The organism is Methylocystis sp. (assembly GCF_050246715.1).
Classification (GTDB): domain Bacteria; phylum Pseudomonadota; class Alphaproteobacteria; order Rhizobiales; family Beijerinckiaceae; genus Methylocystis.
Genome location: NZ_JBFWVN010000060.1, coordinates 1 through 18,886, shown reverse-complemented (window position 1 = coordinate 18,886; position 18,886 = coordinate 1). Strand labels below are relative to the sequence as shown.

Sequence of the window (18,886 nt, the reverse complement as noted above, 5' to 3'; positions counted from 1 at the left end):
AGGGCCAGATCACCAGGTTGAAGCTAATCAAGCGCCAAATGTATGGGCGCGCGAAACTCGATCTTCTTGAAGCTCGACTTGTCGGAGCCGACTGACAACAGGCTGCATCAAGTATGCGTCAGAGCCACGGTTGGAAGCCGATCGGGGAGCGATATTGAACGCCGATTCACATGCTGGGCGCAAAAGCCCCCGCGACTCCCATGTCCATGCCTGCGCCGAAGTCGACGCGGCGGTGGCAGTTTCTTAAGGTTACCCAGCGGATATTCCAGAAAGCGACGCTTTTATAAGCGTTAGCTGGCGTTCAATTTAGACTGAACGCAGCAGAAATCGAAAGCGAGCTTGCTGCAGTTCTGCCGACTCTGGAGGAACCATGAGCTTCACCGATGCCAGGCTCGATAAGGTTCAAAGGACACTGAGCGAGGCGAGTGCGGCAATTTCATTGCTGAATGGCGAGCTCACCGTCCTGAAGCTCAACAAAAATGACGCCGCCAGCGTTGAAGTCGCGATCATACAGATGGAAGAGGCCGTCAATGCAAAACTCGCCCCCTATCAGGGAAACATATTGATCGAAGGAATTGGGAGGCGGATGAAAGAAAAATGCCGCGAGCAAATCCTTGAAGTGGCGACGGGGAAACGAGGCAAAAGCGGCGCGAAAGCAGTGGGCCCATCGGCTTTCGATCCGCTGATGCTGCGACAGATCGAAAACACGGTAGAGGAGCTGCGCGAGGTCGACTTCAATTCATTCGCGCGGCGATTAAAGAAACTATCGAGACTCTTGCATTCAAACAGCTTTGAATCGTTCACCCAACAGTTGATTGCTGACATTGACATTGACGCATGGCTGGAAGCCGGCCGCAATTCGCAAAGCGGCCTGGCGCGAAGCGCTGCTCCCGACTGGCCGACCGACGCCAAGGATCGACTTGGCACGGTCACGCTTCTAGTTGATCGCTTTGTCGAGGATACTCGTCAGGCTTACGAGTTCGCTCTTACCTACTATTACAATGGCAAAGACATAAGTTCGATCCTGCAAAATATGACTGGCCGGATGATCATCCCGTTTTGCCGCGATTATACAGAATTCGTTAGGTCGGGAACCGGCGCCTTGGATGCCGCTGTACCGCCGCCGAGAGATGGCCCGACTTCGAGAAAGGTTTTTGTTGTTCCTGGTCAAGATGAAGGAGCGCGAGAGGCCGTCGCACATTTCCTGGAAAAGCTTCACTTCGAGCCCATCGTTTTGCATGAGCGAGCCGTCCAGGAGCGAACGATCATCGAAAGGATCGAGGCCCACGGCGATGTCGGCTTTGCCGTGGTCCTGCTAACCCCGGATGACGTGAACGTCATTCTAGAATTGGGATATTTTGTCGGTCGCCTGGGCCGCAGCAGGGTATGCGCCCTTAAGCGCGGTAATTTTGAGCTTCCCTCCGTTTTCGGCGGCGTCGCCTATGAGAATTTTGACGCAGGAGGCGGATGGAAAACTGCTTTGGGCAGGACGTTGAGCGCGGCAGGATTTGAAATTGCTAGGAAAGAAATTGTGCGGTGATAGCGCCGCGCACAACTCAGTTGTTTAAGAAGTTCCTTCGCGCCGTCGCGGTGGTCGCGCAGACAGAACCGGTGAGACAATCGAGGACGAAGGTGGACTATCAGCTGCTGAGGTTCAAGCGCACGATGCTCTTTGTGTTTGGCTGATGAAGCGACGTAAGGACGATCTAAGCGTCGACGCCATGCAGAAAGTCCGACGTTCTTGCGAGACCCGCCACGAGCACATCACGGTTGTTGGCGTAGCCGATTCGCACATAACCTTCGCCATCCAGGGCGCTGCCGGGTGTGAACATCACGCCAGTGTTTTCGAGTAGCGCGACGCAAAAATCGCGAGACGTCATGCCGGTATCGACGCGCACCCATGCCGTCGTGCCCGACTTCGGTTTCAGATAAGACAAGCGCGACTCATTGGCGATCCAACCGTCGAGCAGGGAGAGGTTTTCGCGCAAAATACCGTGATTGCGTTTGAGAATCGCGCCCCGGTTTTCTAGTGCAATAGAAGCGAGCAGATCGTTCAGCATGCCGACGCTGATCGTATTGTAATCACGATGGATCTGCACGCGCTGAATCACCTCGATAGGCGCGGCGATCCAACCTACGCGCAAGCCCGCGAGCGACCAGGTCTTCGACATGCTGCCCGTGCTGATGCCTTTCTCGTAGAGGTCCGCGACCGACGTGGTGAAGCCGGCGCCTTGCTGATCGGTGCCACGATAAACTTCGTCGCTCAACACATAGGCTCCGCATGAACGCGCAATCTCGACGACCTGCTCCAGTAAAGCGCGTTCGATTAGCGCCCCGGTTGGGTTGTTCGGATTGCTGAAGGCGATCATGCGCGTCGACGGCGTGATCATGCGCTTTAGTTCGTCGCGGTCGGGCAGGAATGCGTTTTCCTCACGTAAGCGCAAAACGTCGACTCTTGCGCCGTAACTCTCGGGAATAGAATAGTGCTGCTGATACGTGGGCAGCACAGATATCATGTGATCGCGTGGCTCGATGAGCGTCTCATAGACGAGAGCGTTCGCGCTGATCGCGCCATGTGTAATCAGCACATTTGGCGCGCGTTGGTTCTCGTATAATGACGCGACATTGCTGCGCAAGCGCTCCGTGCCGTCGATCTCGCCATACGTCAGCTTCATCGGCAGAATCTCTCCGAGCAACGCATCTTCCTTTCCAGCGATTTTCAATAACTCGGCGATTGACAGCGATTCGACGCAGGTTTCAGCGAGGTTCAGCTCGCAAACGTTCTCGTAGAGATACATCCAGCGTTCGACTCCAAACTCCCTGATTTGCATGAGTTCCATCCTTGTGCAGAAGCTGGGGCATGGGTGAGGCGATTGGCGGAGGGGGTTCGTCTCGAGCATAGTATCTTGGGTCCAATAGCATTGGACACGTCGCCGGAGGAGCCGTCACTCCACTTCGAAGGACGTTTAGGGTCAGATTTGCGCTGGCTGGCGGGAGCTGCAGCTTAGTCCTGTAGCGCCTTCACCCCAGCGACCAAACGTCCGACAGCTTCAACGGCCATGGCCGGTTGCAGCGCGCCGTAGGCGATCCGAAGGTGGCAGCCCTGCGAGAGGCCGAACGCGTCCCCGGGTATCGCCGCGACTCCATGGTCGCGGATCAGACGCGTGGTATAGGCCAAGGGCGTCTGTCGCGAACGCAGGCGCAGGAGGAAATAGAGTGCGCCTGACGCGGGCGAGACGTCCGCGAGACCCGCTGTTTCGAGACTGGCTAATTCGTGTTGCACCATGGCGCGGGTCTCTGCCAGTTGCTGGATTTTTTCTTGCACGAATGAGCGCCCTTCACCGAGCGCTCCGGCGGCGGCGCATTGGGAAATTACCGGCGGGCAGATGATCACCGTATCCTGTATTTTCTGAATCGCCGGCTCGAGCTCTTTGGGGAAGACCATCCAACCGATGCGCCAGCTTGCGAAACCGTAGGCCTTCGACATGGAAAACAGTGAAATCGTGTGGGCGGATGCGCCGGATATAGACGCCGGCGAAAAGTGTTTGGCGTCGTCGTAAGTAAAATATTCGTAAGCTTCGTCGTTCACGTGATAGAGCCCGTGCGCTGCGCAAAGCGCGTTGACCGCACGCAGTGCAGATTCTGAGTACACGACACCCGACGGATTGTTGGGGGAGATAGTCACAATGGCGCGCGTGCGAGGCGTGATCGCGGCGCGCAACGCCTCAAGATCCAGTTCGTATCGGTTGTTGGTCGGAACGAGGATCGGACGGGCGTTGGCCATAGTGATAGCCATCTCGTGATTGAAATAATAAGGGACGGGAAGGATAACCTCGTCGCCCGGATCGACAATCGCCAGGACGACATTGATGAATGCCTGGTTCCCGCCGGCTGTGACCATGAGGCAGTTCCCGTGAGCCTCGCCGGTATGCACCCCGTTCTCGGCGTAAAGCTTTTGCGCAATCTTCTCGCGCAAGTCGGGGATCCCTGCTGTCGCCTGGTATTTGTGGTTCCCCGGCTCGGCGAGGAAACGGCTAATTGCCGAAACCGCGGCGGGTGGAGGCGCGTAATTGACGACGCCCTGACCGAGCGAAATAGTCCCCGGATGGGCGCGGATCAGATCGGCGATCACCGGAATGATCGGCATTTGAACGGATTGGAGACGACGGGACTCAGGCATCAAAGACCTAGTGGAGGAAATGGAGGCTTGGCCTTAGCATCGTCGGCCGATGGAATGCGCGCCCGTCCATTCATTGGCCGATGATGAAAATTATGAGCGGCACGAGACCGACCATCGCGAGCGTTGTCAGGATCAGGGTTGAGGCGCTCTCGCTTTCGTAACGACCATAGTGCGGCGCAAGCAGCGCCGCGAAGGCGGCGGTCGGCAGCGCGAACATCAGGATCGACTGCTGCGTGAGCGACTGCGGCAGCGCAAGAGCCAGTGCGAGAACCGCGACTCCGAGCGGTTGGATGACCATCTTGGCGACGACGTTGCCGATGACCTCGGCGGTAAGCGTGAGCCTGTACGCGGCGACAACGAGTCCCGCTGCGAACAGCGCCACGCCGGATGTGGTCTGGCCGATCAGCTTCGCCATGGCGACAACTTCATTCGGCACGCGGATGTCCAGAAAAATCAGCCCGAATGAAGCGAGCGGAACCCAGACGATCGGCTTCTTGAAGCTGCGAAACAGCGCGACCGCGGCGATCTGGGCGAGGGACGTCCTCGGCCGGGCCGAGCCGGCAGGTCCGCGGTTCGACCGAAGCGCATCGATTTCGAGCAGGACCACCGTCGCCGGAATGATGACAAGCACGCCGATCGCATTCGCGCTAGAGACGGGTTCGAAGCTCGCGCGCCCGAACAGGCCGTCGAAAATCGGAAAGCCCATGAAGGCGACCGACGGAAAGCTCACCGAACTCGCCTGCAACGCCGCTTCGCCGAGCGAGCGCCGCAGCAGCGTGACGCTGACGAGCAGAGTGAGGAGATAAGCTCCGGCGAAGCCCAGAAACAGCACGAAGAGAAACGACGCTTGAGCGAGCAATGCGTCCGCCGTCATGGCGACGATGCCGACGAACATCAGCGCCGGCAGAGTGAATTCCACGACGAGATTATTGACCCCCTTCACCTGATCCAAGTCGAATTGTCTGGAGCGGCCGGCCCAATAGCCAAGCGCAATCACAAAGAAAACCGGCAACAGAATCGAAATCGACGAAGCCAGCATGGCGCGATCCGGTTTACCCGCGGCCCACGCTCGCGAGCGCAGACGCGAGCATTTCGTCGATGCGCTTGTCGGCCTGGAGCGCGTCGATCGCAGCATTCAGGCGCGCAAGCAGTTCGGCGTTGCCTTTCTTTACCGCCATGCCGAACGGCTTCGGATCAAAGCGGTCGCCGATGTCGATGATCTCGTAAAGATTTGGGTTCGATGCGCCTTTGCGCAGCAGAGTGAGGTTGATCATGTCATTGGACGCGGCGTCGGCCTCGCCCTTGTCGACCGCCTCGAGATTTCCCGAACTAAGCGGGGTGACCAGGAGCGTGGCTCCGGGCAGCGACGGGAGCGCGGCGCGCATTCTGATCCCGGAAACCGAGCCGGCGGTCACCACGATGCGCTTGCCTATGAGATCCTCGAAACCCTTAATGTCGCTGTCTCGTGGAACGAGGATCGCCTCGCGCGTCACGTAATAGGGCGTCGTGAAATCAACCTCGCGCGCGCGCGCAGGCGTTATGGTGAGCTGCGATATCACGACATCGACCTGATCCCGCTGCAGCGCCGCAATGCGCCCCTCGTCCGTCACCTGATGGAGGTCGACGCGATCCGAGTCCCCAAGCAGGTCCTTCGCCATGGCCCGCGCCAGATCGGCCTCGAAGCCTTCGATTTGGCCTGTTTTCGGATTTTTGTAGCCCATGCCGGGAATGTCGTACGACACGCCGGCGATGAGGCGTCCTCGCGATTGAATCTTGTCCAAACCTGCCTCCCGCCGCGCTTCACAACCCAACGCTGCTATGCATCAGTCCGCCATCCGCGAAAATGGTCGTCGCCGTCAGATAGCTCGCGCCGTCGCCCGCGAGAAAGGCGACGAGCGTCGCAATCTCCTCGGGCTGCGCCATGCGTCCGAGCGGAATCGCGGCGTCGAGCTTAGCGAGCAGACCCGGATTGTTCATCGTCGAGGCGTTGATCGGCGTTGCGACCGCGCCGGGGCCGACGCCGACGACCGATACGCCATGTGGCCCGAGTTCGACGCCGGCGGTGCGGTTGAGCATGCGCATGCCGCCCTTGGAGAGACAGTAAGGCGTATTGCCTGGCATCGGCCAATCCTCGTGCACCGAGGTGATGTTGATGATCCGGCCCCCGCCGCCCTGGCGGATCATCTGTTTCGCAGCGATCTGCGTGCCGAAGAACGCGCTTTTGAGATTGACGTCCATCACGCGATCGTATTGCGCCTCGGTCGTGTCGAGAATCGAGGAGCGCGTTTCGACGCCGGCGTTGTTGACCATGATGTCCAGCCGGCCGAATTTCTGGATCGCGGCGTCGACCAGCTTTTGAATTTCCACTGGCTTCGAGACGTCTGCATCGACGCCGATCGCCTGTCCGCCAAGTTTGGCGATATCCGCTTCGAGGCCCTCGACCGCCTGCTCGTCGACGATGTAATCGATCACGATATTCGCGCCTTGGTGCGCAAGCGCAAGCACGATGGCCTGGCCGATGCCGCTATTGCCGCCGGTGACGATCGCGACCTTGTTGCGCAAGGGCATGTTGTATGCTCCATCCAGTGGGTTTGGCGACGCCGCGAAGGGACGCTGGCTGTCGGCGAGCCTAGACATCAGCGCCGGTAAGCGCAACGTTGCAGCGGGTCCGGGCGCATTGGCCGCGCGGGGAGGCGCGAATCGCGATTGACGAAACATGATGTGATCATCGTCGGCAGCGGCGCCGGAGGCGCAGCGGCCGCCTATCGGCTTGCAAGGGTCGGCAAGCGCGTGCTCCTTGTCGAAAAGGGCCCATTTCTCCCGCGCGACGCCTCCACGCTCGACGTGCGCGAGGTGTTCATCAACGGCGCGTTCAAGAATCATGACGTTTGGAGCGACGGCCAAGGGCATGAATTCACGCCCTCCGAATTCTATAACGTCGGCGGCAAGACGAAGTGGTACGGCGCAGCGCTGTTTCGCTTTCGCCCGCAGGAGTTCCAGGCGGAGCCGGATTTCGGGCTTCTTGGCTGGCCGTTCGGCTATGAGGAGCTCGAGCCGTATTACGACGAAGCGAGCGATCTCCTCGAAATTACCGCCTTCGCCAACGAGCCCGAACTCCAGTCGATCGTCGACAGGATCACCGCCGCCGACCCGAACTGGAAGGCCGAGCCGCTGCCGCTTGGACTGTCGAAAGCCATCCTGTCCAACCCGGACGAAGCCAAACATTTCGACGGCTTCGCATCGCCGTCCGGCTATAAGTCTGACGCCGAGCGCAACCTCATCGATCACATCCTGGATCTGCCCAATTTCACGCTCCTCGCCGGCGATCCCGTTACTGCGCTCATTTCTGCGTTGGACGATCCACTTCGGATTGTCGGCGTCGAATGCGTGAGCGGCGCGCGTCATGAGGCGGGTACGATCGTGCTGGCCGCCGGCGCCATGACGAGCCCGCGCATTCTTCAAGATTATCTGCGTGTGAGCGGGCTGAGCCTTCCCTGCGACCGCCTTATCGGCGGCAATTTCAAGATGCACATTAATTCGGCGATCATGGGCTTCTCGCCCTTCGTGGATCACGATGTGCTGCGCAAGACCGCCGTGTTCTTCAACGAGCGTTATCCGCACTCCTCCATGCAATGTCTCGGCTGGATGGACGCAGACATGCTTGCGGCGCTCGAAACGTCGCGCCTGCCGCGTTTCCTCAACCAGTTCCTCGGCAAGCGCGCCATCGGCTTCTGGGCGACGACCGAGGACGGCTCGTCGCCGGAAAACCGCGTGATATCCGGCGAACCTGGGGGGCGTCCGACGCTCGATTATAGTCTCGATCGGATCACACAATCGCGACGCGAGCATGAGGCGATGATCGAAGACTGGCGGCTTCGCCTGCTGGAAGCCGGCCTCATTGGTTTCGAGAAATATACCGGGATCGCAACCACCTCCCATGCGCTCGGCAGCATGGTCATGGGCGCCGATCCCCACGCCTCCGTCGTCGATGCGCATGGCAAGGTGCACGGGCTGGAAGGGCTTTACGTCGGCGACGGCTCGCCCCTGCCGCGTTCGAGCCGCGTCAACCCTTCGCTTACCATCTACGCCTGGGGCCTGCGGCTGGGCCATCACCTCGCGGCGGCGTGAAACGCTGGATCAAGCTGCATTTGGGCGGAATCGCCCAAATGCAGGTAACGTGGTCGATTCCAAAAGTTCAGAGCGCGCTCTAGGCGGCGCCCGCGACGTTCAGCGCGGCCTGCCAGATCCGCGTATCGGCGAGGATGAACAGCACATCCTTATTGGGGCCGCCGAAGGTGAAATTCGCGACGCCCGGGGCCATGATCTCGCCCAGCAATTCGCCATCCGCCGAAAAAACCTGCACGCCCGTCGCAGACGAAACATAGACGCGGCCATGCGCGTCGCATTTGATCCCGTCCGGTATGCCGGGCGACACGACGGCGAACAGTCGGGCGTTGCGCAGGCGCCGCCCGCCCGCCACGTCGAATGCGCGGACATGATGCGGCAGGCTGGGGACAAGCGCGCCCGTCGCCTGATCGGCGCCGCTGTCGGTGATGTAAAGCACCGATTCATCGGGCGAAAACGCCAGACCGTTCGGCTTGTTGAAATCATCCGCGACGACGCTTGTCTCGCCCGAGACGGGATCGTGACGATAGACATAGGCCCCAATTTCCGCAGGACCCTTGAATCCCTGGATTTGGCCGTAATTGGGATCGGTGAACCAGATCGCGCCGTCTCTTGCGACGACCACGTCATTGGGAGAATTGAAGCGCAGGCCCCGCCAGTGGTCGACGATCGTTTCGATCGCCCCGGAATGGGGATCGAACCGGCTGATTCGCGCTGGACTTTCGAGCGTTCCCTGCTCGCAGATGACAAGGCGGCCGTCGCGATCGAGCGTCATGCCATTCGCCATGTTGGCGTTTTCCAGCGCGGTCTCGATCGCGCCCGAGCGGAAGGGAAAGGCGTCGCCCGAAAGCCTGAGACGACGCACATGGACGTTCTTGAATCCCGCCTCGGGCTTCGTGGTGAAATAGAGCGCGTGATCGGCAGCAACATAGACCGGACCTTCATGCGCGTTCGTCTCCGCCAGCAGGAGGCGCTGAAAGCGCGGACCGATGACGCCGTGAAACTCCTTTGCCCACCCGACGAAGCCGGCCTCTTCGCTCACCTTCGTCGAATTGCTCATCGCGCTCTCCCCGTCACATTTGTCCCTCGCCTGCGACTTGCGCTACGCGTGCGCTTCGTCGAAGACTGACGCCGACGGAGCATAGCGGGAACAGGGAGACTGGCGAATGGACTGGCTGATGAACGACATTGCGCCAACTCTGGCGCGCATTTTCATCGTCTGGATTTTTCCGTTCAGCTGCCTCGACAAGATCATCAACTGGGACGACGCGCTCAAACAGGCGACGTCCAGCTGGCTGCCCGGCGGACCGATCCTCCTCATCCTGGCGATGATCGTCGAGGCGCTGACGCCGCCGATGATTGTTTTCGGCTTTTACGATGGCCTGGCGGCGTTCGTGCTGGCTGGCTATTGTGCGGTTACCGGCGTCGTCTATCACGCGTTCTGGACCTATCCGCGCTTCTGGTCGCCAGGGAGCGAGGGCAATCCTCACGTCTGGGATTTCTTCAAGAATTTCGGCCTCGTCGGGGGGCTGATCTTCGTGATGATGACGAGCGGATTTTCGTCAACCTCGACGGCATCGATCAAGGGCGCGCGAGTCGCGGCCTGCGGCGTCGAGGCGTCGTCGTCATGCCGGTGACGCGGCTTCTCAACGTCAGCCTTACCGTCGGAAATCTTCCGAAGGCGGCGGCTTACTTTCGCGATTCGCTCGGACTCGAACCCGGGCCGGAGCGGACGCTTGAAGATCTCGGCCATAGCCGCTTGCTCGGACTTGGGCCGGAGACGAGGGCGCGGGCGCTCGACATTCGCATTGGCGCGCAGACGCTCGAACTTGTCGAATTCGATCCGCCGGGCGCCCTTTACCCCGCCGAGCGCGCCGCCAATGATCAATGGTTTCAACATGTGGCGCTCGTCTGTCGCAACATCGAGGAGACGGCGCGGGCGCTCGGCTCAGGCGGCCCCGGCCCGATCACCCGCGGCGGTCCTGTTCTGCTGCCGCCAAGCACAGGAAGCGTGACCGCCTTCAAGTTTCGCGATCCGGAAGGCCACCCGCTCGAACTCATAAAATTCCCTGACGGCGTTGGCGCGCCGATCTGGCGGGAACGGGCCGGGTCAGGCGTCCTCGGCTATGATCACACGGCGATCTCGACGCTCGATCTCGACCGCAGTCTCACTTTCTACGCCGGCCTTCTCGGTCTGCGCGTCGGCGGGCGCTCGCTCAATCGCGGCGAGACGCAGGACCGGCTCGACGGGCTCGACGACGTAGAGGTCGACGTCGTGGCCTTGGAGCCCATCAGCGTCGCGACTCCACATGTGGAGCTGCTGCATTATCGCGCGCCGCGCGGCCGAGCCCTTGCCGCTCCGCTTCGCGCCAATGACGCGGCGTCGGTCCGGCAGGTTCACGAGGTTGACGATCTCGATGCGCTCTTCGCGCGCCTCAGTGAAGCGACGGCGAGTTTCGTTTCCGAGCGCATCGTCACGCTTGCGGACGGCCGACGAGCCGCCTGTGTCCGCGACCCCGACGACCATATGCTGGTGCTGATGGGCCCAGCCGGCGCCGCCTGAAGCGCGAAAGCCGTCTTGGTGGCATCCATGGCCATGGCGTGGCGCAGCCTTGAGCGCCGAAACGCCGGAATTGTTCGGGGTCAGCAACCCCGAGACTCCGCTAGCCAATTTCCCGCCATTCGCGCGCGAAAACCCCGAACGCTCGCGACGTCCTCAGCGCGCGGTCGCGCGATCAACCTTGCGCCACACTCGCCGCCGACTTCGATCCTGAATGATGCCCGGCGCGTTGTTTGAGCGCATTTTCGGAAAGGAACAGATTATGAGCGCTATTGACCAAGGCAATGTGCGAAAAGGCCTGAGGAAAGTTGCCAACCAAGCGTTTCGCCCGTGGATCATATTCCTCGGAGAGCAATCCGACGTCGTTGCGGAGTCCACAGAGCCGCTCGAATATCCGCTCCGCTTCCTGCTCGCGGCCCGCCATCACGAGATTGTCGACGAACCAGAAGCTGCAGGCAAGGAAAGCGCCTTCCCCCGGCGGCAATCCGTCTTTGCCAGTCTGCGTGTCGTAGCGCATGACGAAGCCATCCGCCATCAGGCCGCGCTCGATCGCGGCGACTGTCCCTTTTACCCGCGGATCGCTCGCCGGCAAAAAGCCCACCAGCGGCATTAACAGCACGCTGGCATCGAGCGTGTCGGCGCCATAGAACTGGGTGAAGGCGCCCACTTTGGAATTGAACGCCTTTTGACAAATATCGTCATGGATCTCTTGCCGCAGCTGTTTCCAGCTATCGATCGGACCTTTAAGGCCGAACCCCTCGGACAGCTTCACGGCGCGATCGAAGGCGACCCAGGCCATGACTTTGGAATAGGTGAAGTGCTGGCGTCCGCCTCGGACCTCCCAAATCCCTTCATCCGGATCACGCCAGATCGTCGCGAGATGATCGAGTATGGCGCGTTGCAGGTCAAAAGAGGCATGGAGTGGGCCGAGTTCGCCCTGGCGCGCTTGATAGAGCGCGTCCATGACTTCGCCGTAGACGTCCAACTGCACTTGACTAGACGCTGCGTTGCCAATCCGCACCGGCGCCGCGCCTTCATAGCCAGGCAGCCAGGGCAGCTCCAATTCGTTGAGGCGCCGTTCGCCCTCGATGCCATACATGATCTGCAGTTGCTGCGGACTGCCGGCGACTGTGCGCAGCAACCACATCCGCCAGTCCCGCGCCTCCTGATAATAGCCGCCGTTCATCAAACTCAACAAGGTGAACGTGGCGTCCCTCAACCAACAATAGCGATAGTCCCAGTTACGTGATCCACCGAGTTGTTCAGGTAGCGAGGTCGTCGGCGCCGCGACAATGCCGCCAGTCGGACGATAGGCGAGCGCTTTAAGCGTGATCAGAGAGCGACGCACTACGCTAGACCATTTGCCGGTTTCTTGGCAGCTTGCCGACCACTTGCGCCAGAACTTCTCAGTTTCGCGTAGAGCAACGAATGGGTCGATCGGTTCCGCCGGCGCGTCTTGATAGGACCGGCCATAGCTCAGGACGAAAGGCGCCGTCTCTCCTTCCGACACAACGAATTTGCCTACCGTTTTTAGATCAGCCCCGTGCAGCTTGATTGGCGTGTGCAGCACCGTCATGTCGGGCCCCGCGATTGCGCGCAATCCGCCACCTTCGAGACGCGTCACCCAGGGCACGGACGAGCCGTAGGCGAAGCGCAGAATAAGCTCGCACGACATCGTGACCTGGCCACGTAGACCCTTAACGAGCCGTACAACATGCGATGGCTTGCCGCCGTCGCGAAGCGGCATGAAATCGACAAGCACGACGACGCCCGTGTCGGTCGCGAACTCGGTCTCAAGGACTAATGTGTCGTCGCGGTAGCGCCTTGTGATTTTTGCCGCCGCGTCGGCGGGCGCGATGCGCCAACGGCCATGCTCGGGCGCGCCCAGCAGCGCGGCAAAGCAGGCGTCGCTGTCAAAGCGCGGCCAGCACAGCCAGTCGATCGAGCCGTCGCGAGCGACCAGCGCCGCCGTTTCGCAATTGCCGATGAGTGCGTATTCTTCGATCGGATGCGCCATGCTCTTAGCTAGGACCTGCGATCTTGTTGATTCAGACTGCTATTTCGTGCCGATCCAAGTTGGATATAGCGCAGCGAAATGTTTTTCCTAAACCGGATTTCGTCTGTTCAGCAGCTACTGGCTAGCGGTGACGCATGTCATGCGATTCGCGCCTTCGCTGGCAAAACAGGTTTAGGCATAGATCGATTCCTCCGCAAGATTGAATGCTTTGAGCAGCGCTCATGGACTGCTCCCCTTGAACATGCGTCATCGCCAAAATCTGGGGGTTGAAAGCCGTTCGCAACGCTGACGAACAAAAAGCCGAACGTCAAGCCTATGAGTTTTGGGGACAGGTCGGCGCGAAAAGAAGTCGCTTTCGAAAAGCAGTCGCTCAGTACGGACGTCCGCGTGGCCGACGAACGATCGTATTGTCGGTTTGGCGCCAGAAGCGCGCCTCTGGCTGGTTTCGGTCGTCTCGTTCAACGAGGACCTGTCGCGCGTGAGGCGAAGGAGTCGGGCGGATTGAGGTAAGGCGCCCGCTCAGAGCTATCCTGCCGCTAAGTCGATGTGCGCACGAGCATATCTGTATAAGGTCTGGTCAATATTTGTCCTTGCCGGACTTCAATGGCGGCGGCGCAACATAATCGAATGTCAAAACTCGGCTTCCAGTTCTTCAAAGCTTTCCGCTTCAAGCCGTGCTTGTGCGATCCATTCCTGCATGTCGCGCCAGCCCAAGATATGATCGCAATAGGCCCGACATACATCGTCGACCGAAACATCATAGGTCTGAAAGCGCGTAACGACTGGCGCATACATCGCGTCCGCCATGGAAATTTGTCCAAACAGATATGGCCCCCCATGCTCCTGCAAACATTCTCGCCAAATTTGCGAGACACGGGCAATATCGCCCTGCGCCTTTGACCAAACCTTGAAGTTGGGGAAATTCCTCTTGATATTCATCGGCAGCGCGGAGCGTAAGGACGTAAACCCGGAATGAATTTCGCCGCAAATTGAGCGGCAACGCGCACGCTTTATCTGGTCGCTCGGCAGCAATCCCGCATCTGGCGCAATTTCGTGAAGAAATTCGCCGATTGCGAGCGTATCCCATATTTTTACGCCCTCATAGGTGAGGCACGGCACCAAAATCGAAGGCGCTAGCAGCAACAGCTCCGCCCGGACGGCAGGGTCATCCGGATCGACAACGATTTCGTCAAAGTCGATGCCCGAAAGCTTCGCCATCAACCATCCGCGCAGGGACCACGACGAATAATTCTTGCTGCTGATCGTAAGTGTCGTTCGCGGCATGGCGAGTTTCCCGAGCCCAACGCCTTCAAAGCAAGCAAGGCGCCATCATACGCGACGCATGGCACGCGCATTGCTCCTAATCGTACCGACGAAACTACTGGCTTGGCAACGGCATGATATATGACGCCTATCAAAACTACGCCAATCTGAGCCATTCCGTTCGCGTGCTCGCGTCAAGCTCCGAGCGTATCCTTTCCTTGTGGAGCGCGATGCAATTTGCGTCGCCATTGCGGCGCATGGCGGCATATTATGAACTCGTCGCGCTCGCTGGCTTTACCCACACGAGGCCAGATTATGGAATCGCTGAGATCGCAACCGATTCGGACGAAACGGTAAGCGTGAAACAAAGCGAAATTCTCTCTACGCCCTTTTGTACGCTTCTCCATTTTGCGCGAGAGGGCGGCGAGAACGATCCGCGCGTCCTGCTCGTCGCGCCAATGTCTGGACATTTTGCAACGTTGTTGCGAGGCACCATCCGTAGTTTGCTTCGCCATCATCAAGTCTATGTAACCGATTGGCGCAACACACGAGATGTGCCTTTATCCCAGGGCAGCTTCGGATTTGCGGATTTCATTCAGCATCTGATCGATTTTATAAAGGCCATTGGTCCGCAATCCCATGTTGTGGCGGTGTGCCAGCCGGCGGTCGCGGCGCTTTCAGCGACGGCAATTCTTGCGCAGGACAACGATCCCAACCAGCCGGCAAGCCTGACGCTGATGGCGGGTCCGATCGATACGCGCATCTCGCCAACCAAGGTCAATGAACTCGCGACATCGCGGCCGCTCAACTGGTTCAAGGAAAAATTGATCGGCGTGGTGCCCCATTCTCTCGGAGGAGCCGGCCGTCATGTTTATCCGGGATTCCTGCAACTTGCGGCGTTTATGAGCATGAACATTGATCGACACTCGAAAGCGTTCGTCGATCTATTTAAGAGCCGTGTCGAAGGAGACTTTGAAAAAGCCAACCAGATAAGAACTTTCTATGAGGAATACTTCGCGATTATGGATCTCGACGCTACTTTTTTTCTAGAAACGGTTGAAACCGTATTCCAGAAACACGCCCTTCCTGAAGGCAAATTGCTTATCCAAGAGACATTGGTCGAGCCAAGAGCAATCAAGAAGACCTTTCTAATGACGATAGAAGGCGAAAAGGACGACATTTGCTCCGTGGGCCAGACGCTGGCGGCCCATGATTTATGCACGGGCCTGCGACCTTACATGAAGGCGCACCACCTCCAGGCGGAGGTTGGCCATTACGGCGTGTTCAGCGGACGGCGATGGGATAAACAGATCTATCCCATCCTGCGGGATCACATTTACTCGAGCACATGAGCGAGACTTGGCCTGGTCGTTTTTCGGCCCGCCGTTTTCCTTACGCTTAGAAAATGGGCGAAATGCGGACGAGGCGCTTTGTGCGGGGCCTCAAAGCCAATAAAATCAAATCTTTGTTTCGTGTCGTATGCTGCATTGGCTAAGGGAGAGGTCGAGAGTTCAATCCTCCCTCGCAACGCTATGTCCCCTTGCGAAATCTCCGACCGGCGACATTGGAGTTGGCGGCGGTCGCAGCGGACTTCCTCACGAAAAATCGCGTTGCGCCGCTCCTCGCATTCATGCCCGACGGCCAGCAAGGCTCGCGCGCCGATGTGCGTGAGACAAGTTGCCACGGCCGTGATTTGCTCGGCGTTGGATAAGTTCGGGGCGTGATTGAACGATGGAGGCCAGACCAATGACCGAGCCAACGAAATCATTATGCCCCGATGCCGCGCGGGAGGAAGCCGCGCTGAGGGTGCGGCGGGCAGTCGCCAAACTGGTCGCAGCGCATTCGATCCCACGAGGCAAGTTTGGCCGGAAGCGCGCGCTCCGAGATGAAGGCCAGCGGGAGTTGGGATGCGCGATCAAGCACGCGCCAAGATAAATGGCGGCCGCGATAGACCGTCTCGAACATTCAATTCGAAAGGGCGCCGGCCTCCTCTGCAGGAAGCCGGCGAGTGCGGAGAAAAGCCTGTCTGGAGGTTCGAGCCATCAACCAGAGCGCGCCTGGCTTCCACTAGTTGACCTTTTGTCGCAGAAGCGTGTCGTCGCCTGACTCAACGACGAGGCGCACGGCGATTGCTGGATGGCCTCGCCGCAGCGCTTCTCGCGAAGATGATCTGAACCTCCCCGATCATGCGCGAGGCGCGCGTTAGATTTGAGATGCGAGCGATAGAGATGCAAAATAGATCATCCCTGCGAATGGGTTCGGTGCTTCATGATCGATTTTGGCGCCGGCGGGCCGCTGTGGCTCGGCGGCGACAGGCTTGCTATGAAGCAATTGAGTCGGCGTTAGAGCGCGGCTGGCGAAAAATTGGAGTCCGGTTTTTAGCGTAAAGCGCGCGCTAAGTATTGGAATCGGTCACTTCGTCTGCATTTGGGCGATTCCGCCGCAATGCAGCGTGATCTAACGCCGCGCGCATCGGGAGGCGGGGATGTATAAGAAAATTCTGGTGGCGGTGGACATCAGCGAGGCAGACGTCACGCAGCCCGCGCTCGAGGCGGCGGTAGAACTCGCAAAGGTGGAGCCCGACGCGCAGCTTCGGCTCGTCAACGTCCAGCCGCTCGTGCCGGTAGCCTTCATCGACTACATCCCGCCGAATTTCGATGAAGAAATGCGCGAGGCGACCGAAAAAGACCTTGCCGTCCTGCGCGGCAAGATCGCATTTCCGGCGGAACGCGTATCCTCCATCGTGCGCTTCGGCGCCGTCTATCCCGAAGTCCTCGCCGAATCCGAGGAATGGGGCGCGGACTTGATCGTGGTCGGTTCGCATCGACCGACGATGGCGACCTATCTTTTGGGCTCCAACGCCAAGACGATCGTGCGCCACGCCAAATGCTCGGTGCTGGTGGTGCGCCAATAAAGCACGGCGACATTGGCCGGGGCGGGGAGCTAGAGTCGCTCATGCTCCGATTCGCGCCTCTGGCCTTTGCGTGCTGCCTCCTTCTTGCCGCCGGCGCCGCGTCGGCGAAGACGCCTGCCAATGCGCAGCTGTTGAAGCGCGGGCAGGCGATCGCGCAGCATAATTGCGGGCGCTGCCACGCGGTCGGCGCGAAGGGCGAGAGCGCCAATCCCAAATCGCCGCCGTTCCGCTCTCTCGCGCGCAAATATCCGCTGAGCAATCTCGAAGAGGCGCTCGCCGAGGGCATCGTCGTCGGCCATGAGGGGCTCGAAATGCCGCAATTCCGCTTGAACGCCGCGCAGATCGAAGCGCTGCTCGCCTATCTCGGCTCCATTCAGAAATAGCGCCGGCGCGCGCTCAGCTCATTCTGCGACAAAGTCGATTGCGCTCGGCGTCGCCATGCGCGACGTTCACGCCGCCGCTCACGATAGGCCGGGGCGCCGCGCATACTTCGCAGGCAGTCGATGAAACATATGGACAGGAAGGAACACCCGACGGTGCGTCGAATGCTCGATCGGATCGATCCGATCGGCTATCTGCTCACCGAAGTCTTTCACCTTCTCGGTTTGTTCGCGATCGGCGGCGCGACGGTCTGGGCGGCGGCGAAGGCGTTTCTCGACATGACGGCAAGGGGCCACGCGACGATCGAGGACCTGCTGCTGCTCTTCATCTATCTCGAAATCGGCTCGATGGTCGGCATCTATTTTCGCACCAACCACATGCCGGTTCGCTTTCTCCTTTATGTCGGCATCACCGCGCTCACCCGCCATATGATCGGCTATGTGCAGACGGAATCGGTCCCCGACGCCGGCATATTGATCCTCGCGGGCGCCACGCTCGTTCTTTCGCTCGCTGTCTTGACGATCCGCTACGCCTCGGCGCGATTTCCCTCCAAAGCGTCGGACGGCACGGACGCCGAGTGAGGGGCGATCGTCTCCGTCAATTCTTGACCTTGGCGAGCGCGTCGCGGCAGTCCGGCGAGACTTCGTCCTTATGCGCCTGAAAACAGGCCAGGATGCGCCCGCCGCCGGGCATCACGCCGCTGCACAGGCGCGAATAATCCGCCTTGCATTTTTCCTTCACCTCGTCGGGAATCTGGTTTCCAGGCAGGGCCTGCACCGGCGCGGCGAATGAGCAGAGGGCGATCAGCGGCAGGCTCAAGGAAAGGCGCATGTGAGTTCCCTGGGTTGATTTGAGACGAGGGCGGACCGCCCGAGCGCCCGATTGTGACCCGGCCAGCCTGACCGGGGCAAGAGGGCGCCAGGACGAGCAGGCGGTTCCGCGGCAAGTTTTCGCGCCTGATTAGGTCATAAAGCCATGCGCTTCAGCCCACTCTCGCCAAACGAATTCTTCGTGGTCGATAACATCGAGGCGCTCGTTCAAAGAATGATTGGCGCTGAAAATCATTAGATTGTCGCAAGGCCAACGTGCCGACGGGGCGATTAGTCCGTCGAGCTCCAAGAATGCAATCGCCGCCCCGATCTGTTGGGTTCGGGCGTAATCGCGCTCGCCAAATCGGGCCATATCGATGCCGAAATCCTCAAGTGACGCGCGCGCGAGCCTCAATGTCTTGGCTGTCGAAACGCCCAGACGAGAGATTTTCAGCGTGCGCATGCGCGGCAGAGGCGTCAATTGGAGAAGATAGGCGACGACTTCGGCGATCGGGGATGTCCCGAAGAATGTTGAAAATGGAGGAGCGGCGTTGCTCGCCTTGAGCCGTTAGGCTCGGGGTGCTGATTCCGCGAAAGGAAAGCAACGCCATGAAGGAACATACCACATCGACGGCGA

At 59.7% G+C, this 18,886-nt stretch carries 19 protein-coding genes and 1 pseudogene; 8 read left to right on the top strand and 12 right to left on the bottom strand.

What is annotated here, in order from left to right:
* Window positions 1-370: 370 nt before the first annotated feature.
* Window positions 371-1,540 carry a TIR domain-containing protein gene (locus tag AB7I51_RS15210; protein WP_428406318.1) on the top strand — a complete coding sequence of 390 codons (1,170 nt, stop codon included), beginning with the start codon at window positions 371-373 and terminating at the stop codon, window positions 1,538-1,540.
* Window positions 1,541-1,706: 166 nt separating this feature from the next.
* Here the strand turns inward: AB7I51_RS15210 and AB7I51_RS15205 are convergent, their stop codons facing one another.
* The 5 genes from AB7I51_RS15205 to AB7I51_RS15185 all read right to left on the bottom strand — a co-directional run bounded on the left by AB7I51_RS15205 (window position 1,707) and on the right by AB7I51_RS15185 (window position 6,748).
* Window positions 1,707-2,831, bottom strand: coding sequence for an aminotransferase (locus AB7I51_RS15205; RefSeq protein WP_428406319.1), 1,125 nt, complete (start codon window positions 2,829-2,831; stop codon window positions 1,707-1,709).
* 173 nt (window positions 2,832-3,004) lie between these two features.
* Window positions 3,005-4,180 carry a pyridoxal phosphate-dependent aminotransferase gene (locus AB7I51_RS15200; RefSeq protein ID WP_428406317.1) on the bottom strand — a complete coding sequence of 392 codons (1,176 nt, stop codon included), beginning with the start codon at window positions 4,178-4,180 and terminating at the stop codon, window positions 3,005-3,007.
* A gap of 70 nt (window positions 4,181-4,250) precedes the next feature.
* Window positions 4,251-5,219, bottom strand: coding sequence for an AEC family transporter (locus AB7I51_RS15195; protein WP_428406316.1), 969 nt, complete (start codon window positions 5,217-5,219; stop codon window positions 4,251-4,253).
* 13 nt (window positions 5,220-5,232) lie between these two features.
* The gene (locus AB7I51_RS15190; protein ID WP_428406315.1) at window positions 5,233-5,961 is read right to left on the bottom strand and encodes a transporter substrate-binding domain-containing protein; all 729 of its coding nucleotides are present in this window, start codon (window positions 5,959-5,961) and stop codon (window positions 5,233-5,235) included.
* A gap of 19 nt (window positions 5,962-5,980) precedes the next feature.
* On the bottom strand, window positions 5,981-6,748 hold the full coding sequence (locus AB7I51_RS15185; protein WP_428406314.1) for an SDR family NAD(P)-dependent oxidoreductase: 768 nt from the start codon (window positions 6,746-6,748) through the stop codon (window positions 5,981-5,983).
* Window positions 6,749-6,886: 138 nt separating this feature from the next.
* Between AB7I51_RS15185 and AB7I51_RS15180 the strand changes: the two genes are divergently transcribed.
* Window positions 6,887-8,308: an FAD-dependent oxidoreductase gene (locus AB7I51_RS15180; protein WP_428405339.1), complete on the top strand. Its 1,422-nt coding sequence runs from the start codon at window positions 6,887-6,889 to the stop codon at window positions 8,306-8,308.
* A 79-nt stretch (window positions 8,309-8,387) separates the two neighbouring features.
* Here the strand turns inward: AB7I51_RS15180 and AB7I51_RS15175 are convergent, their stop codons facing one another.
* Entirely contained in the window at window positions 8,388-9,365 is a 978-nt protein-coding gene (locus AB7I51_RS15175) for an SMP-30/gluconolactonase/LRE family protein (RefSeq protein ID WP_428405338.1), read from the bottom strand.
* Window positions 9,366-9,471: 106 nt separating this feature from the next.
* On the opposite strand from AB7I51_RS15175, the gene AB7I51_RS15170 reads away from it, so the two are divergent.
* Entirely contained in the window at window positions 9,472-9,942 is a 471-nt protein-coding gene (locus AB7I51_RS15170) for a DoxX family protein (RefSeq protein WP_428405337.1), read from the top strand.
* Window positions 9,933-10,868 (top strand): VOC family protein, encoded by a 936-nt coding sequence (locus AB7I51_RS15165; RefSeq protein WP_428405336.1) that lies wholly within the window; start codon window positions 9,933-9,935, stop codon window positions 10,866-10,868. Before AB7I51_RS15170 ends, AB7I51_RS15165 begins: the two co-directional genes overlap by 10 nt.
* Window positions 10,869-11,040: 172 nt before the next feature.
* On the opposite strand, the pseudogene AB7I51_RS15160 reads toward AB7I51_RS15165, so the two are convergent.
* Window positions 11,041-12,894, bottom strand: a pseudogene (locus AB7I51_RS15160) (glycoside hydrolase family 15 protein); the annotation flags it as partial.
* A gap of 618 nt (window positions 12,895-13,512) precedes the next feature.
* Window positions 13,513-14,166 (bottom strand): glutathione S-transferase family protein, encoded by a 654-nt coding sequence (locus AB7I51_RS15155; RefSeq protein WP_428405335.1) that lies wholly within the window; start codon window positions 14,164-14,166, stop codon window positions 13,513-13,515.
* Between the two features lie 113 nt (window positions 14,167-14,279).
* Between AB7I51_RS15155 and AB7I51_RS15150 the strand changes: the two genes are divergently transcribed.
* Window positions 14,280-15,497, top strand: coding sequence for a polyhydroxyalkanoate depolymerase (locus tag AB7I51_RS15150; RefSeq protein WP_428405334.1), 1,218 nt, complete (start codon window positions 14,280-14,282; stop codon window positions 15,495-15,497).
* A 415-nt stretch (window positions 15,498-15,912) separates the two neighbouring features.
* Here the strand turns inward: AB7I51_RS15150 and AB7I51_RS15145 are convergent, their stop codons facing one another.
* The gene (locus AB7I51_RS15145) at window positions 15,913-16,110 is read right to left on the bottom strand and encodes a hypothetical protein (RefSeq protein WP_428406313.1); all 198 of its coding nucleotides are present in this window, start codon (window positions 16,108-16,110) and stop codon (window positions 15,913-15,915) included.
* Between the two features lie 520 nt (window positions 16,111-16,630).
* Between AB7I51_RS15145 and AB7I51_RS15140 the strand changes: the two genes are divergently transcribed.
* The 3 genes from AB7I51_RS15140 to AB7I51_RS15130 all read left to right on the top strand — a co-directional run bounded on the left by AB7I51_RS15140 (window position 16,631) and on the right by AB7I51_RS15130 (window position 18,021).
* The gene (locus tag AB7I51_RS15140; protein ID WP_428405333.1) at window positions 16,631-17,059 is read left to right on the top strand and encodes a universal stress protein; all 429 of its coding nucleotides are present in this window, start codon (window positions 16,631-16,633) and stop codon (window positions 17,057-17,059) included.
* Between the two features lie 41 nt (window positions 17,060-17,100).
* Complete coding sequence (locus tag AB7I51_RS15135) at window positions 17,101-17,442, top strand: c-type cytochrome (RefSeq protein WP_428405332.1); 342 nt, start codon at window positions 17,101-17,103, stop codon at window positions 17,440-17,442.
* Window positions 17,443-17,571: 129 nt separating this feature from the next.
* Window positions 17,572-18,021 carry a phosphate-starvation-inducible protein PsiE gene (locus AB7I51_RS15130; RefSeq protein ID WP_428405331.1) on the top strand — a complete coding sequence of 150 codons (450 nt, stop codon included), beginning with the start codon at window positions 17,572-17,574 and terminating at the stop codon, window positions 18,019-18,021.
* Window positions 18,022-18,037: 16 nt separating this feature from the next.
* Here AB7I51_RS15130 and AB7I51_RS15125 read toward each other — a convergent pair whose 3' ends face one another.
* The 3 genes from AB7I51_RS15125 to AB7I51_RS15115 form a co-directional block, all read right to left on the bottom strand.
* Entirely contained in the window at window positions 18,038-18,271 is a 234-nt protein-coding gene (locus AB7I51_RS15125; RefSeq protein WP_428405330.1) for a cysteine rich repeat-containing protein, read from the bottom strand.
* Window positions 18,272-18,400: 129 nt separating this feature from the next.
* A complete protein-coding gene (locus AB7I51_RS15120; protein ID WP_428405329.1) occupies window positions 18,401-18,712 on the bottom strand; it encodes an RES family NAD+ phosphorylase in 312 nt (103 codons plus the stop codon).
* The coding region (locus AB7I51_RS15115; protein ID WP_428405341.1) for a hypothetical protein at window positions 18,639-18,886 on the bottom strand (248 nt) is incomplete at its 5' end. The genes AB7I51_RS15120 and AB7I51_RS15115, both read right to left, overlap by 74 nt.

Bases quoted from the DNA above. Each gene is read 5' to 3' on its own strand.
- AB7I51_RS15210 (WP_428406318.1), top strand. From the start codon at position 371: ATGAGCTTCACCGATGCCAGGCTCGATAAGGTTCAAAGGACACTGAGC.
- AB7I51_RS15205 (WP_428406319.1), bottom strand. From the start codon at position 2,831: ATGCAAATCAGGGAGTTTGGAGTCGAACGCTGGATGTATCTCTACGAG.
- AB7I51_RS15200 (WP_428406317.1), bottom strand. From the start codon at position 4,180: ATGCCTGAGTCCCGTCGTCTCCAATCCGTTCAAATGCCGATCATTCCG.
- AB7I51_RS15195 (WP_428406316.1), bottom strand. From the start codon at position 5,219: ATGCTGGCTTCGTCGATTTCGATTCTGTTGCCGGTTTTCTTTGTGATT.
- AB7I51_RS15185 (WP_428406314.1), bottom strand. From the start codon at position 6,748: ATGCCCTTGCGCAACAAGGTCGCGATCGTCACCGGCGGCAATAGCGGC.
- AB7I51_RS15175 (WP_428405338.1), bottom strand. From the start codon at position 9,365: ATGAGCAATTCGACGAAGGTGAGCGAAGAGGCCGGCTTCGTCGGGTGG.
- AB7I51_RS15170 (WP_428405337.1), top strand. From the start codon at position 9,472: ATGGACTGGCTGATGAACGACATTGCGCCAACTCTGGCGCGCATTTTC.
- AB7I51_RS15165 (WP_428405336.1), top strand. From the start codon at position 9,933: ATGCCGGTGACGCGGCTTCTCAACGTCAGCCTTACCGTCGGAAATCTT.
- AB7I51_RS15155 (WP_428405335.1), bottom strand. From the start codon at position 14,166: ATGCCGCGAACGACACTTACGATCAGCAGCAAGAATTATTCGTCGTGG.
- AB7I51_RS15150 (WP_428405334.1), top strand. From the start codon at position 14,280: ATGATATATGACGCCTATCAAAACTACGCCAATCTGAGCCATTCCGTT.
- AB7I51_RS15145 (WP_428406313.1), bottom strand. From the start codon at position 16,110: ATGTTCGAGACGGTCTATCGCGGCCGCCATTTATCTTGGCGCGTGCTT.
- AB7I51_RS15140 (WP_428405333.1), top strand. From the start codon at position 16,631: ATGTATAAGAAAATTCTGGTGGCGGTGGACATCAGCGAGGCAGACGTC.
- AB7I51_RS15135 (WP_428405332.1), top strand. From the start codon at position 17,101: ATGCTCCGATTCGCGCCTCTGGCCTTTGCGTGCTGCCTCCTTCTTGCC.
- AB7I51_RS15130 (WP_428405331.1), top strand. From the start codon at position 17,572: ATGGACAGGAAGGAACACCCGACGGTGCGTCGAATGCTCGATCGGATC.
- AB7I51_RS15125 (WP_428405330.1), bottom strand. From the start codon at position 18,271: ATGCGCCTTTCCTTGAGCCTGCCGCTGATCGCCCTCTGCTCATTCGCC.
- AB7I51_RS15120 (WP_428405329.1), bottom strand. From the start codon at position 18,712: ATGCGCACGCTGAAAATCTCTCGTCTGGGCGTTTCGACAGCCAAGACA.